Raw genomic sequence first — 15,860 nt, forward strand, 5'->3', positions numbered from 1 at the left:
GATATGTAAAAATTATAGAGAATGCAAAAATTAATGAAAAAATTATAGAAATAAATTATAGATAATGAAAGATATGAAAGATAATACATGATGCCGCAAAGCGGCATCTCAAATAATGGATGGAGAAGTTCAAAATGAGAATTCCAAATTGTTAAGATAAAACGTCTTAACAATTATGAATTTCATTTTGGAATTCTTCGAAAGAATTTTGGTCTTTTCAAAATTCTTTTTCACACTTATCAATTTAATTCGCTAATCCTAGTTATTTCAAGGGTTAGCGAATTTTTTAGATCCTTGATACTTTACTCCAGTATGCTATTGAAACTAAATGGAAAATTTAGTTTATTATTCTATTCATATGAGATATAATAATAAGCACATCAGCTGCAGTTTGTTAGGAGGTTATGTATGAATATTCCAATTTTAGAAACCGAACGATTAATATTAAGAGCTCTGACAATAGAAGATGCAGATGCAGTATTTAAATGGGTCAGTGATGAGAGAGTTACGAAATATATGCCATATAACACCTATACATCAATTGAGGATGTTACAAAATGGCTATCTACAGTAGTAAAAAATGAGAATACCTATAATTTTGGATTTGTTTTAAAAGATAATAATATTCTTATTGGGAGCGGTGATATTGGATACAACACTGAAGAGGAAGCTTGGGATTTCGGATATAATATTCGGTTTGACCATTGGAATCGCGGTTATGGAACAGAAGCAGCGAAAGCGATGATCAGATTTGCTTATGAATCACTGAATGCCAGATGTTTTAGCGCAAATCATGTTGTAGATAATACAGCATCCGGCAGAGTAATGGAGAAGTGCGGGTTGAAATTCGATCATTATGGTGAATGCAGCAAATTTGATGGAACACAGACATTTAAAGCAAAATTCTATAAGGGATACATTAATGCTAGTGAATAAACGTATTTTGAAATAAAATCAGATTACGAAAATAATATGTTTAATTCTGTGCACATAATTAAAATTATAAATGGTAAAAAGCACTATATTAATTAACCTGAAAGAGGATTACGAATTATAAAAGGAGAAAGTCGTGGATAGAGTCGAATTAGCAATCTTACTTAAAAAACATAATCAGGAACATCTATTATCTTATTATGACAAATTACCTCAAAAGGATAAGGATAGTTTGGCTGCTCAAATAGAAAAGGTAGATTGGAAACTGATTAATCTCATAAATAAAGAAAAAAAACAGCAAAAAAGCAGTATCTACGAACCTCTTGATGGAATGAGAATTGAACAAATTGAGTCAAATAAAAAATTATATTATGATATAGGTATTAAGACCATTCAAGAGGGCAAAGCAGCAGCTGTTCTGTTAGCCGGAGGGCAAGGTACACGTTTGGGCTGTGAGGGACCAAAAGGAATGGTAAATATCGGCCTCTCAAAGGAAATTTACATATTTGAACTACTTTTTAAAAATATTTTAGATGTGGCCAGAGCAGCTGATACCTGGATTCCATTATATATTATGACGAGCAATAAGAATAACGATCAGACGATAGCTTTTCTGAAACTACATGACTTTTTTGGTTATCCGAAAGAATTTATAACTTTTTATATACAGGATGAGACACCAGCAGTAGATTATGAGGGGCATTTGCTGTTAGAAGCTCCCGGACAGCTTTCCCTTTCTCCAAATGGTAATGGTGGCTGGTTTTCATCAATGGTAAAGGCAAATTTACTGGATGATTTACACCGTCGTAAAATAGAGTGGATTAATGTGTTTGCTGTTGATAATGTTCTCCAAAAAATCGCTGACCCCTATTTCATAGGAGCCACAATCAGCACAAATCATGTGTGCGGTGCCAAAGTAGTAAGAAAGACTGATCCTAATGAACGAGTGGGTGTGTTATGTTTAGAAAACGGAAGACCATCCATTGTAGAATATTACGAAATGACTGATGAAATGATTCATGCAAGAAAAGATAACGGTGAATTAAGTTATGCCTTTGGAGTTATATTAAATTATTTATTTCGTTTAGATAAACTGGAAGATATGATTAAATATGATTTACCTATTCATGTGGCTGAGAAAAAGATTCCTTATCTGTCTGCGGATGGTAACTATATTGAACCTGATGAACCGAATGGATATAAATTCGAAGAGCTTGTTTTAGATATGGTTCATCTTTTTGATAACTGTCTTCCGTTTGAAGTGATTCGAGAAAATGAATTTGCACCTATCAAGAATGCTGCCGGTGTTGATTCAATTAGTACTGCAAGGCAGCTTCTAATTAACCAAGGGTATATTTTGTGAAAAATTTTAGTTATAAATATAATTATGATTATTCTTTGTCCTAATTACAACGTTACTAGGCCTATTTAATATAAATTTTTGAAATCCTTTTCTCTGTTTTATCATATTTATCTTGATTTCCTGTATATGGAAATATAGACTAGATATAGGTTATCTAATAACGACTAAAATCATTTTAATAAAGGGAGAGGATTTGTATAAAAATAGTTAAATTGAACGAAAATTATCTGGAACAGGCGGCTGATCTTTTCACAAAAAGTTATAAAAAAGCACGGGAAAATCAGAATATACTACCCGTAAAATATGAAGATAATAATAATATATTTACGTTACTTCAAGATTTTTCTAAAGAATCCATCGGGGTAGTTGCTGTTGAGAACAGTGAAGTAATTGGATATCTAACCGGACTTCCTATTTCTAATTTCAAAGGGTCTCAACGCGGTATTTATTGTCCTGAATGGTCACATGCCGTTAGGTATAAAGACAGACTTGAAATATATCAAAAGTTATATGAAGAAGCCTCTGATTTATGGGTTCAAGATGGGTGCCTTAACCATGCGATAACAATAATGGCACATGATGATGAAGCAATGAATAGCTGGTTTTGGAATGGCTTTGGATTACATGTAGTTGATGCTGTACGGGATTTGAATTTATTATCAGGAAATTTTAATAATGAAATAGAAATCAGAAAATTTAAGAAAGAAGACACAGAAGAGGTGGCACATTTATATTTTGAATATAAAACTTATATGGCTTCTTCACCTATTTATTTACCATTAATTCAGGTTAAAAATGCAGAGGATATAAATCAGTGGTTGTTAAATCCTGATAATAATTTATGGCTTTGTTTAAGTAAAAATAATATTATTGCAATCATGGAAGTTAGTTATAAGCAATCTAATGATGCACAAATCTTATCCGATGATGATACTGTTAGTATTGGTGTTACATATACAAGCGAAAGTTATAGGGGGCAGGGTTTTACAAAAGCATTACTTCAAAAAGTATTGGAAGATGCTTTATTAAAAGGCTATAAGCGATGTGCCGTAGTTTTTGAGTCTCAAAATGACAGCGGTAGATATTTTTGGTTGAAATACTTTAAACCTGTTTGTTACTCTTTAGTACGTAAAGTTGATAATAGAATATTGGATAAAGTGTAAAAAGTATAAAGAATAGATGAAGGGATAACCCGATGATAAAAACTACATTTAAAAATCTGGAGGGAGGGTGACAAAAGTTTGGAGTATTATAAAGAATTACGTAAGTTTGTCGGACATAGGCCGTTAATCCTGCCGGGTGCTGTTGTAATCATAATAAATGGCAACGGTGAAATATTACTGCAGGAACGAGAGAATAACTTTTGGGGTTTGCCGGGAGGGTTAATGGATTTAGGCGAGTCGTTTACAGATACTGCAAAAAGGGAAGTGTTGGAAGAAACCGGACTGCGAATTAATAACTTAGTTTTACTCGATGTATTATCCGGCCCTGACTATTTTTATAAAAATCCTAACGGAGATGAACTGTATTCTGTAACAGCGGTTTATACAACCAACGAATACACCGGTGAATTAATACCTGATATGAATGAAAGTAAAAGTTTACAATTTTATGATATTAACTGTTTACCCGAGAAAATGGAAAAAGAATATAAGGATTGCATAAAAATTTATCGCAGGGCGTTAAGCTTAGAAAAGATATCTGAAAGCGGGTGATTTTATTGTTTGTCCTCCCAACGAAAGAGGCACCCATAAAATAATAAATGCATCAGAACGAGACATTTAAAGTACATAGATTTTAATACTACAATATCACCTGCTTTTTTATGATAATTGTGAAGTGGGTTATTATGATGGTGAAAGCAAAAAATGATAAAGATTATTTCCAAGATCCGGTCTATTAGCTGCCATCGCTCATTACTCCAGGTAATTTCAATGAATTGTGATCGTTGTTGCTATTAAGATAGATAGAGCAAAGATTTTTTTATTGAAACATTTATAATAAAATCAGGTAATTGCGAAGCTCCAGTATTCGTATCTAGTGTATTATTTCGCAATAACCTACTTATAAAGAAATGACAAACAGGAGGGCAGCAAATTGAAAACAGATTATTTAGTAAAGGTGGAACAATGCATTGCGTATATTGAAGCTCATTTAACCCATAAAGTGTCTGTTGAGGATGTTCTTGTTAATACATATTATTCCTATCCTCATTTTCATCGTATATTTATGGATATTGTAGGAGAACCAATCTCATCTTATATTAGAAAAAGAAAGTTGTCTTGCGCGGCAGAAGAATTGATAAATACTCAAAAAAAGATTGTAGATATAGCAATCGATTATAATTTCAGTTCCCAGCAGACATTTAATCGGGCGTTTACAGGATATTTCGGTGTTTCGCCACGGAAATACCGGGAAACCGGGATGCTGGATGAATTATATAAGCCATTTGTTCTAACAAATAGTTTTTTGGAAGATTTGATACCAATTTCGGTATTAATTGAGAACTTGCCGCCAATGAAGGTCGCATCTTATCATTCCTATATTAACAATATAAAACTAACGAAAAACAGACAAGAATCGGAAAGAATGGTCTCAAAAGCATGGGGACGACTGATTAGATGGCAAATGTCTTATGAGTATCAGAAACAATTTGGTTCGGTAAAAAAACTGCCTGCAACACTAAAAATAGCGCATTACATGATTGATAATAATCTTCATTTACCACCAAATACAAGATATTTCGGATTTGTAAATCCCTTTCCAATGAACGAAGATGAATTTGGATATGAAGCATGGGCAATGCTTACCAATCTATCCGAAAGTCCGATAAATGAAACGCAAAACAGGGACATTATTATTAAAAATTATGAGGGCGGCTTATATGCAACCGCAAAGGCGACCTATGGTCCGGGTTCGAATCTTGATGAAGTGTGGAAGTCATTACATTATTGGTTATCACAAAATCAGCAGTATAAATATGGTGAACATCAATGGCTTGAAGAGCATATAACCAAAGTTGGAGAGGGCGGATTTCATGGTTTCAAACTATTTATGCCTATAAAACGAGTAGGTAACGAATACGAATAACGTACCCTGTACCAGGGAGTTAAGGAGAGTATATGATTGGAAAGACCGTAACTGTAACTGTCGATAGAGCGATGGGAACATATCATCCCGAGCATCCGGATTTATATTATCCAATAAATTACGGATATATAAGAGAAATTATGTCACCTGACGGGGAAGAACAGGATGCTTACATTTTAGGTATAACTGAACCGGTAGAAACGTTTACCGGCAAGGTTATAGCAATCATACATCGAAAGGATGGTATAGAAGAAAAATGGGTTGTTGCGCCTGCTGATATGTCCTATACCGAAAAGGAGATAATGAAACAAGTCTATTTTCAAGAGCAATACTTTGATACAGAGATAAGAATGTCACCGTAATAGTGTGGATGGGCTGCTGAACTGCGATAGAGTAACAAAAATATATAGCGAAAGAATATAACAATTACTGTCTTTGACCGGTCGAGGACGAAATAATCCGACAAAATCGAATATCTACACGCCGATATTCATAAAATACAAGTTGAGAGACCTTTTGACACTCGAATCCTCATAAGAAATATTTATGAAAAGTCGCATATACCAGAATAAAATTACTATTTAGGAGAGTGTATGGAGCACATAATAAGAAAAGCAGCAAGAGAAGATGCTTCCAGATTGGCAGAAATATTGATATTCGCAAAAAGAACGTCATATCGTTCTATTTTTAAAAATGATTATGTTTCGTTTAATGAGATGCAGGTATTAAGTCTCGCTTTAGATTATCAAAAGCGGGAAGAGATGCTTGATAATATTTATGTTTATGATGATGGCATTGTTAAGGGAATGATGAATTGGGGCAAGTCTGCAGACAGTAATTACCCCGAAAGCATTAGATTATACGAGTTTTACGTAGATCCTTTTTTTCAAGGCAATGGTATTGGTACTAAAATGATGAAAACACTTTTAAGTCAGGCAGAAGCAATAGGTGCCAAGAATATATTCTTATGGGTATTGGAGGAGAATTTAAAAGCTAGAAGGTTTTACGAACTTTTTGGATTTGCTTCGGATAAAACAAGAAAACTGGAAGAGGGTACGGATGTTTATATCCTTAGATATTTTAAAGAATTAAATACGAATAAATGAGTCAATGATAAAATTATTTGATATGAATTTTCTGAAGCAATTATAAAATTAAACATTATTAATAAGGAAGAACGGAGGGAAATTATGGAGTTTGATTCAAAAAAGGAAAGTGAAATGTTTGATAAGGCTGCAGAATATTATGATAAATTCAGACCGGGTTATCCGAATGAAATTATTGAAGCTATGGTAATTAACACAGGATTAATAAAAGATTCAAAAATTTTGGAAATAGGGGCAGGCAGCGGGAAAGCAACTGAGTATTTGAAAAATTATGGGTTTACTATCAGATGTGTTGAGCCAGGTGAAAATCTGGTGAAGAATGGTAGGATTAAGTTTCGTGATTATCCAAACATAAGTTTTGAATGCGGTAGATTTGAAGAATTAGAGAAAGGTAATGAAAAATATGACGTTATCTTTGCAGCGCAATCATTTCATTGGCTGCCTCAGCCGATTGGTTACCAAAGATGTGCAGAGATGTTAAAAGACAATGGTTATTTAGCTCCCTTTTGGAATATGTACATTACATATGATAATGAAGCTGATAAGAACTTACTTAAATTATCAAAGAAGTATGGTGGTTTCGCCGATTTTGTAAGTGAAGAAGAGTCTGTAAATCGAATACAATCCATAGTAAAAGGAATAGAGGATAGCGGATTGTTTGAAACCCCAGCAGTATATAAGCACTTATGGGTACAGGAATACACTGCTGAGGAATATTATGGATTTGTACTAACCGGAAACCGGTTTTTACAATTACCGGATGAAGTAAAAGAAGAAGCCCATGCAGAAATTATGGAACATGCCAATAAGTTTAATGGAAGAATTATTCGCCCGTATCTATGTGTTCTGTATTTGGCAGCTAAAAAATGAGCTGACAAAATCATATTCTTAAGGACAGGAATATCTTAAGAATAACAGGTATAATAATAGCATTATTTTCAAAGGGAGAACCATATATGTCTGAGGAATCAAAAAAGCCTATTAATGCTATTTCAATGAATACAGTACAATTAATAATTAACTATATTGAGGACAACCTTCTTGAAAGATTAACACCAGGCATTATAGCAAAGCAATTTTACCTAAGTGTTTCCACACTAAATAACTTGTTTAAGATTGTTTGTGATATGACCATAATGGAATATATACGAAACCGGAGACTTTCACTTGCAGGATATGAGCTTTTGATTTCTAATATACATATTATAAACCTTGCATATAAATATGGGTATGAAACCCCAGAGGCATTTACCAAAGCATTTACAAGATTTCATGGAATTCCGCCTAGCTTTGTCAGACGAACCTATCCGGACATAAAAATATTTAGTCCATTATTGATAAAAATTGAAATACAAGGTGGTTGGAAGAATACAATCACTAGCAAGGATTTATTACTGACAAATCAAAATTCTTCAGAACAGGAACAAAACTCCTTTTATTGCTATGATGGAGATAACAAATTAAAAGGAGGAGTACCTATGGAAAATACAGGGTATAAATATCACATCCGTGTTAAGGAAATGCAGCAGAAAGAAGATTGGAACGTATTGCTTTTATTGGCAAAAAAACTGGATCAAGGTCAAATTAAATTTAAAGTAGACGGCGGCACAATGGTTTTTGCACATGGGCTGGAATTTAAACTCGAAAAAATCTGTCTGACATTTAAATGGAATGAAGAGCAGAGAATAATTGATTTTTTTCATTACGATGGGAAAGCGAAAAGCACCTTCAATGGTTTTAAATATTTTGATGTAATTTTTGAAGGTATGAAAGTACGTTGTATGTTCTATGATAATAACCAGGGCAATGATACCGATGAATCCCTATATCGAAATGCCGATCTTGTGGATGTAGACGGGCAAAATATTTATGTACAATCATTAGAATTTTATTATGAAAATACTGAGCCAAATACAGAATACTACAAAGTAGTAGAGCAGTGGCTTCACCGTAAATAATAAATATCTGTTTAATCAGACATGATATCCGGTCGTTTGAGAAATAAGAGTAACAGTTATTATGCCGGAGAAATTATGCCGGAAATTTGGTTACAATAAATAATATAGGAAATAAATTTTAAATTGACACAGTTATAGTTATGTGTTATGCTTCATAAAAGTTATCAAAAAAAGGATGGATATTATGACAGCATTAATAATAATTAACTTGAGACGTAGAAACAGACGTAGGCTCTTGTAATTATGTGATGGAATACTTCGCATAGTTTCAAGAGATATACGTCTTGTTTCTATGCGGTGCTGAATTATATCTGTAACAGAACCGTATTAGATTTTTACAATAATCTATGCGGTTCTTTTTTATTGCATAAGAAAGTTCTCCGACCTTACCTATGCAATAAAAAAGCCTTCCGGACAGGATGCACACCAGATACACACCTCACGGAGTGGAAGTATATTGCTGCAGGGTCTGCTAGGATACGCAATTCTCAGTGTAAATCTTAATGCACATAAAATATGCGCAGGAATGGAGAAAAAATGAAAAAAGTATTAAGTAAAATGATAATCAAATATCTGGATGGAGTTTCAGACGATGAAATAGAACAATTACTTGTAATTCCGCCGGAAGTTGATATGGGTGATTATTCACTGCCTTGTTTTTCTTTTGCGAAAAGATTAAAAAAATCGCCTGTCACAATAGCAGACCATTTAAAGGTTGATCTGGAAAATGATTCAGACCAATCAGTTATAACAGAAATATGCAGTATGAACGGGTATCTTAACATATATCTAAACAGAAGCAATTATATTAAATTTATTTTAGATGATGCACACAACCTTGATCTAAACTTAAGTGCTGAGGGTATTGGCAAAGTGATATGTATGGATTATTCATCGCCTAATATAGCTAAGAATTTCCATGTGGGTCATCTTCGTACAACAGTAATAGGAAATTCACTTTATAAAATCTATACTAAACTGGGATATAAGGTAATCCGCATCAATCATTTAGGAGATTGGGGAACCCAATTCGGAAAATTAATTGTTGGATATAAAAACTGGAGTTCTAAAGAGCAGGTTGAAGAGGGCGGCATCGAAGAATTATTACGAATTTATGTTTTATTTAATAAGAAAGTAAAAGATAATCCCATGCTAAATGAAGAAGCGCGTTTATGGTTTCTAAAAATGGAACAGGGAGAGGAAGAAGCACTTTCTATTTGGAAATGGTTTAAAGAGATCAGCCTGAAAGAATTTAACAGGATTTACCGATTACTGGGCATAGAATTTGACTATTATTTAGGTGAAAGTTTCTACATGGACAAAGTACCGGCCCTGGTGGCAGAATTAAAAGAAAAAGGGCTGCTTTTAGAAAGTCAGGGAGCGAATATTGTGAACCTTGAAGCTTACAACATGCCTCCTTGTTTGATTACTAAGAATGATGGCAGTTCAATTTATCACTCTCGCGACATGGCTGCAATTCTGTATCGTAATAATGAATATCATTTTGACAAATGCTTATATATTACCGGTTTGGAACAGAAATTACATTTCGCGCAGGTTTTTAAAGCAATCGAATTGATGGGATATGATTGGGCAGACGGTTTGGTCCATATACCATACGGTTTAGTAAGTCTAAAGGGTGAAAAATTATCAACACGTACCGGAAATATAATATATGCAGAAGATATACTTTTTGAAGCTATTAAGCGTTCTAACCAGTTAATAGCAGAGAAGAATCCAAATATAAGTAATAAAGAACAAGTAGCAGAAATAGTTGGTCTGGGTGCGGTTATATTTCATGATTTGTTTCATCAGCGTATTAAAAATATTAATTTCTCCTGGGAGGAGGTATTAAGTTTTGACGGTGCAACCGGTCCATATATACAGTATACCTATGCACGTGCAAAGAGTATTCTAAGAAAGGGAAATATTGATAAAATAAATATGGATATAGAAACAAATCTATTAATAGAACAGGCCAGTTATAATCTGGTAAAAGAAATTGCATCTTTTCCGAATAAAGTGAAAGAATCGGCAGCGAGGTATGAACCCTCTGTAGTTGCGCGTTACGTATGGGGACTTGCTACTATATTCAATAAGTTTTATCAGGAGTGCAACATATTAAATGCAGAGAAAAAGACGAAAGAGGCTCGGCTCGTATTAGTATATTTAACACAGAAAACAATAAAGGATGCAATGGAGCTTTTGGGAATACGATGCCCTGAAGAAATGTAATATTAATTGGTTACAGCCAGTCCTGGTTAAACGATATGGTAAAGTAATATAAATGTACTTAATTTGAATATTGGGTGAGATACAAAAATAGAAATTTGCTTTTGAGTAGTTATTGATTTCCTAAAATTGGTAATGTATAATTATATCAGACTTAACTTACATCCGAATTCGGTCATTTGGAACTATGATGACATTGGTACAGTAATTTTACTTTTGGTTATGTTATTGTTGATCATTTTTTAGTAACGTTTTAGGTGGAAACAGATAGGAGGTATTCAAAATGGGACAATTCAAGTTTATAAAATGTTCGGATATAGAAGGACTATATACGGTAGAACCAAAGATTTATCGTGATGAAAGGGGTTATTCTTTAGAAACTTATAATTATGACGATTTTATTAGAGCCGGGCTTGATATGGTATTTGTCCAGGAAAACCTGTCATTGTCAATGAAAGGTGTTCTAAGAGGATTACATTTTCAGAAAACATATCAGCAGGGAAAGCTGGTACGTGTCATAAGCGGTGAAGTTTTTGATGTGGTAGTAGACATACGGGAAGGTTCTGAAACCTATGGTAAATGGCATGGAGTAGTTTTATCTGCGGAGAAGAAAAATATGTTTTATATACCGGAAGGGTTTGCTCATGGTTTTCTGGTTCTTTCTGATAGAGCGGAATTTGCTTATAAGCTTACTGATTACTACCATCCGGAGGATGAGAGCGGGATTCCCTGGAATGATAAAACGATCGCTATTGATTGGCCCATTCCGGAGGGAATGAACATAATAACTTCTGAAAGAGATTGCAATCACCCTCCTTTTAGTGATGGTATATCATTAAAACCAAAAAGAAGTAAAGAAAAAACAGCAGGGTTACTTCTAAACTGCTAATGTTGAAAAAACAGATGTCTGCTGTGGAGTATTTGATTAGGTTGTAAAGTTAAATATTATAATTGGACTCTTTCTATTTCGTATTCGGTATTTAGTACGAACCACAATTGCGTATTAAAATCCATAATAGTCCAGATTGCGAGTCCTTTTAGGCCGTATTCAGATAACAAATCTGCGATTGCATTAAAACTGCGGGCATCCTTAAACCATAATAAATAGAACTCTTGATTAAAATTAACATAAAAGAAATAGGGTGCTTGTGCTTGTTCATTATATTGTATCGGTATGCTGCTATCTGCTGCAAGCTGTATCGCACTATCGGATGTGACAGCATTAGCTATTGAGAAACCTGGAACATATGGTAGCAGCCAGTCATAACCGATAGGTATAATACCTATGATAATTTTTTCCGGTGGTATTATACTTATTGCATAATTTAATAATTCTTTCAGTATGATTACCGGGGTGACAGAACTTGTGTAGCTGTATGTCATCCCCCACTCATAACTGGTAAAAACAACTGAATCAACATATGCTGCAAACTTAGAATAATCTATTTTGTCAAAGGATACTCCATGGCTTTCAATGTTAACTTTTGGCGATACCGTAACAGATACTTTGAAACCCTCAGAATGGAATATATCAGCGGCTTTCTTAATATTATCAGCGATAATATCTATATTTTCTAAATTGATATATTCAATATAGATGTTAACTCCATAATAACCTTTTGTATGCAATATATGAAGAATGGTATTAATAACACGGACTTGTACCTCGGGATTATGGATTAAGCTATAAAATACCTCAGTGTTGCTTTTACCGTCGGAGGTAAGTGTAGAGACAAACATCATTGGCGCTACGCCGTATTCTTTTGCCATCTGAATCATTTTAGAGTCATCATCACCAACAAGTTCTCCGTTTATTGAGATTTTATAATTAAATATGGTTAAATAGGACAGGAAAGGAAGTGATTCCCTTAAGGTATTCAGATTTATATGTGTAAAAGCATAACCGCTGGTTGTTATTTTTCTTATTTTCTTCTTCTGATAATTTATAACTAAGGTTTCACCGGTATATATATACTCTCGGCCACTAAGATAGGGATTATTTCTCAGCAATTCTAATAATGAAATGCCATGTTTCTCTGCGATACTGCCCATGGTATCACCAGCCTGGACGGTATATAAAGTCTCTGGGAAGATGATAGCGATAGCTTGACCGATAGCTAAATTTTCCGGATTATTAATCCCATTAGTCTGTATCAATCTCTCAGCGGGGATATTATAGAATGCAGATATTGAATTTACTGTCTCTCCGGGTTGGACTACATGTATAATCATAACAGTCTCTCAGATTAAGTTTCTATTAATATATGATTATAGAATCAGTTAATTGCCTTAAAGTTTCTCTTTTATAGTTTTTCATTCACTTAAATTCCGAATGGTACTACTTTGAATCTCACCAATAGACGAAAAAATGTATTTGTTTGAGTCTAAGCGAGATTTACGTCAATCTGCTCCTTTTTGTGATTTGTATAATAAAATTAAACCCCAAAGGCCACCCAAGAGCAATACCTCAACGATACCCATAATATGTATTGTATAGGTTAGTGATCTATTATTTAAAAAAGAAATAAGATGATTAATTCCCAGCAGCAAGCAAAGAATCGTTGATTGCAGAGTTAATATTTTCATATATTCGATGTTTTCTTTTATAAATGCTGCAATAATTGCTCCTATAATACCAATATTCCATAAGGAAATTTCACGTTGCCAACCAATACTAATTGCCCAGCTAGAATGCTGACTTCCTAAAACAGGAAAGAAAAATTGCCAAATAAATGCGCCTCCACAAGCAATAAGCATAAATAAAAGATAATATTTATAGTGTCTGATTGTAATATTTGTTTTGGAATGTTTCATAGTTTCCCTCCTAAAATATGAAATATGTTTCATATTTAAAACATACACCGTATGGCTCGATTTGTCAATCAAAATATGAAAAATATTTCAGGTTCTATTGATGCAGATCTATTTTTATTATATAATAAATCTGTAATTTCCAGGATTTAAAGCTTTATAGATTAATTTAAAGAATACTAGAGATATGTATGGAATCATTAATATATTATAATTTAGATTTTTACAAGCAGAATATAGATGTACAATTAAGATAGGAGAAGGTGCAGAATGGTCAATCGAGAAGTCAGGGAACCAAAACAAAAGAGATCAATCGAGAAAAAAAATAGTATTATAATGTCAAGTTATAAACTTTTTGGCGACGTGGGTTATTATAAAACGAATACAGTAGATATTGCACAGGAAGCCGGTGTTTCGACAGGTATTGTGTACAGTTATTTCCAGGACAAAAAAGATATTCTGATTGAAGTGATTAAATTCTATATTTCTTCTCTGACAGAGCAGTTTCAGCCTATGTTGGCTGCCCCTATAAATAAAAATAATCTGCCTGCCATACTAAATCAGTTTATTGATCTATCTATTGCATCCCATTCAATGAACAGGAATGCTCATAATGAATTCTTGGCTTTGTCTCTGCTTGAGAAAGAAATAGCAGAGTTATTCAGCGACTTTGAAAATGCATTAGTGCTTAAAGTTTATCAGCTATTGGATACCGATGGATTTTCTAAGACCAATTTGATTGAAAAAGTAAGGATGAGCTATGGTTTGGTAGAACAAGTATGCCATAATTATATTCAGAATAAATGGTCCCAAGGTGAACTGGATATCACAAAAGAGCTTGTTATTAGGACAATATTAACTTTATTATGTGATTGAGTTTGAAATAAGAATGTGATAAGATATAATTGATACCAAACTTTGGTAAAAAACATACAATTTACGACAGATGCAAAGAAAGCGAATTATTTTATGAACACAAAAAAACGCGAAATGGATATGTGCAACGGACCACTATTTCGGAAAATACTAATCTTTTCATTACCCATTATGGCTATGAATATTCTGCAGCTATTATTCAATGCAGCGGATATGATTGTTGTCGGACGTTTTTCAAGCAGCAGAGCACTGGCTGCGGTAGGTGCAACCGGTGCTCTGATTAACTTAATCGTTAACCTGTTTATGGGTCTTTCGGTTGGCACAAGTGTTATAGTAGCTCAGGATTATGGAGCCGACAATCCGGAGGCAGTGAGCCGGTCGGTTCATACCTCCATTCTAATCAGTATCATCAGTGGGGTTATTGTCATGATAGCCGGGCTTATTCTATGTAAACCGCTGTTGGTACTTATGGGAACCCCGCAGGATATTATAGGCTTATCGGCATTATATATGAAAATCTACTTCCTCGGTATACCTGCAAGTATGATATACAACTTCGGATCTGCAATTCTTCGTGCTGTCGGTGACAGCCGTCACCCGATGTATTACCTGGTTTTTACCGGTATCATAAATGTAATCTTAAACCTGTTCTTTATAATCGTCATGCATATGAGTGTTGATGGTGTAGCATGGGCTACTATAATCTCGCAGTATATATCTATAGTTTTGATCATGAGCTACCTTTACCGGTGTGATGGGGCGATACGGTTTATACCAAGACAGCTGAGGATTGATGTGGTTAAGTTAAAAAGTATAGTGAGGATTGGGCTGCCTGCCGGTTTGCAGGGGCTGCTGTTCTCCATTTCCAATGTACTGATCCAATCAGCAGTTAACTCTTTTGGATCCACCATGGTGGCAGCCAATTCTGCTGCCAGTAACATTGAGGGGTTTGTAGGTACTTCAATGAATGCTTATTACAACGCTGCCATCACCTTTACCGGACAAAATATGGGTGCGAAGAAATATGACCGGATAGATACGGTTGCAAAGGTAAGTACAGTCTTGATTTTTGTAACCTGGATTATATTGGGAGGTGCAGTGATTCTTTTTGGAAGACCGTTACTTGGTATCTACACGCCGGATAAGGAGGTCATTGATCTTGGCATGCGTCGTATGATTATTATGATGGCAACCTATTTTACTTGTGGCATGATGAACGTTTATCCGGGGTTAACTAGAGGAATGGGATATTCCATGATGCCTATGCTTAGTACGCTGATAGGTGCCTGTCTCCTTAGAATCGTTTGGCTGGCTACTTTTTTTGCATGGTATCCCTCATTTACAGTTCTCTTTATCTGTTATCCGGTTACCTGGGCTATGGCAGGAATCGGCCAGGTGGTAAGCTTTTTTTATGCGAGACGGCAGATAAGAAAACGGAGCAGCCAGAATTTAAATTGCCCTGATGCTAGGCAATAAAATGTATTTGCAGTT

General features: G+C 34.4%; 15 protein-coding genes. 13 read left to right on the plus strand and 2 right to left on the minus strand.

Annotated features, from left to right (window positions below; translation table 11 throughout):
* The first annotated feature begins 408 nt into the window (after window positions 1–408).
* The 11 genes from RBU59_RS25955 (at window position 409) to rfbC (ending at window position 11,571) form a co-directional block, all read left to right on the plus strand.
* Window positions 409–936 (plus strand): GNAT family N-acetyltransferase, encoded by a 528-nt coding sequence (locus RBU59_RS25955; protein ID WP_308145372.1) that lies wholly within the window; start codon window positions 409–411, stop codon window positions 934–936.
* A 133-nt stretch (window positions 937–1,069) separates the two neighbouring features.
* Window positions 1,070–2,296 (plus strand): UDPGP type 1 family protein, encoded by a 1,227-nt coding sequence (locus RBU59_RS25960; RefSeq protein WP_308145373.1) that lies wholly within the window; start codon window positions 1,070–1,072, stop codon window positions 2,294–2,296.
* 212 nt (window positions 2,297–2,508) lie between these two features.
* Window positions 2,509–3,459: a GNAT family N-acetyltransferase gene (locus RBU59_RS25965; protein WP_308145374.1), complete on the plus strand. Its 951-nt coding sequence runs from the start codon at window positions 2,509–2,511 to the stop codon at window positions 3,457–3,459.
* A gap of 78 nt (window positions 3,460–3,537) precedes the next feature.
* Complete coding sequence (locus RBU59_RS25970; RefSeq protein WP_308145375.1) at window positions 3,538–4,011, plus strand: NUDIX hydrolase; 474 nt, start codon at window positions 3,538–3,540, stop codon at window positions 4,009–4,011.
* A 382-nt stretch (window positions 4,012–4,393) separates the two neighbouring features.
* Window positions 4,394–5,386 carry a helix-turn-helix domain-containing protein gene (locus tag RBU59_RS25975; RefSeq protein WP_308145376.1) on the plus strand — a complete coding sequence of 331 codons (993 nt, stop codon included), beginning with the start codon at window positions 4,394–4,396 and terminating at the stop codon, window positions 5,384–5,386.
* 32 nt (window positions 5,387–5,418) lie between these two features.
* On the plus strand, window positions 5,419–5,748 hold the full coding sequence (locus RBU59_RS25980; protein ID WP_308145377.1) for an inorganic diphosphatase: 330 nt from the start codon (window positions 5,419–5,421) through the stop codon (window positions 5,746–5,748).
* A gap of 231 nt (window positions 5,749–5,979) precedes the next feature.
* Window positions 5,980–6,492: a GNAT family N-acetyltransferase gene (locus RBU59_RS25985; RefSeq protein ID WP_308145378.1), complete on the plus strand. Its 513-nt coding sequence runs from the start codon at window positions 5,980–5,982 to the stop codon at window positions 6,490–6,492.
* Window positions 6,493–6,576: 84 nt separating this feature from the next.
* Window positions 6,577–7,362, plus strand: coding sequence for a class I SAM-dependent methyltransferase (locus tag RBU59_RS25990; protein WP_308145379.1), 786 nt, complete (start codon window positions 6,577–6,579; stop codon window positions 7,360–7,362).
* A gap of 86 nt (window positions 7,363–7,448) precedes the next feature.
* Complete coding sequence (locus RBU59_RS25995) at window positions 7,449–8,450, plus strand: helix-turn-helix domain-containing protein (RefSeq protein WP_308145380.1); 1,002 nt, start codon at window positions 7,449–7,451, stop codon at window positions 8,448–8,450.
* A 537-nt stretch (window positions 8,451–8,987) separates the two neighbouring features.
* Entirely contained in the window at window positions 8,988–10,685 is a 1,698-nt protein-coding gene (argS, locus tag RBU59_RS26000; RefSeq protein ID WP_308145381.1) for an arginine--tRNA ligase, read from the plus strand.
* 280 nt (window positions 10,686–10,965) lie between these two features.
* Window positions 10,966–11,571, plus strand: coding sequence for a dTDP-4-dehydrorhamnose 3,5-epimerase (gene rfbC / locus RBU59_RS26005; RefSeq protein ID WP_308145382.1), 606 nt, complete (start codon window positions 10,966–10,968; stop codon window positions 11,569–11,571).
* Window positions 11,572–11,627: 56 nt separating this feature from the next.
* Here rfbC and RBU59_RS26010 read toward each other — a convergent pair whose 3' ends face one another.
* Both RBU59_RS26010 and RBU59_RS26015 read right to left on the minus strand, forming a co-directional pair.
* Window positions 11,628–12,914 (minus strand): LysM peptidoglycan-binding domain-containing protein, encoded by a 1,287-nt coding sequence (locus RBU59_RS26010; RefSeq protein ID WP_308145383.1) that lies wholly within the window; start codon window positions 12,912–12,914, stop codon window positions 11,628–11,630.
* A gap of 168 nt (window positions 12,915–13,082) precedes the next feature.
* On the minus strand, window positions 13,083–13,496 hold the full coding sequence (locus RBU59_RS26015; RefSeq protein WP_308145384.1) for a hypothetical protein: 414 nt from the start codon (window positions 13,494–13,496) through the stop codon (window positions 13,083–13,085).
* A 267-nt stretch (window positions 13,497–13,763) separates the two neighbouring features.
* Here RBU59_RS26015 and RBU59_RS26020 point away from each other — a divergent pair, with 267 nt between their 5' ends.
* Window positions 13,764–14,369, plus strand: coding sequence for a TetR/AcrR family transcriptional regulator (locus tag RBU59_RS26020; protein WP_308145385.1), 606 nt, complete (start codon window positions 13,764–13,766; stop codon window positions 14,367–14,369).
* Between the two features lie 93 nt (window positions 14,370–14,462).
* Window positions 14,463–15,845, plus strand: coding sequence for an MATE family efflux transporter (locus tag RBU59_RS26025; protein ID WP_308145386.1), 1,383 nt, complete (start codon window positions 14,463–14,465; stop codon window positions 15,843–15,845).
* Window positions 15,846–15,860 lie beyond the last annotated feature (15 nt).

This window comes from Anaerocolumna sp. MB42-C2, assembly GCF_030913705.1.
Taxonomy (GTDB): Bacteria; Bacillota; Clostridia; order Lachnospirales; family Lachnospiraceae; genus Anaerocolumna.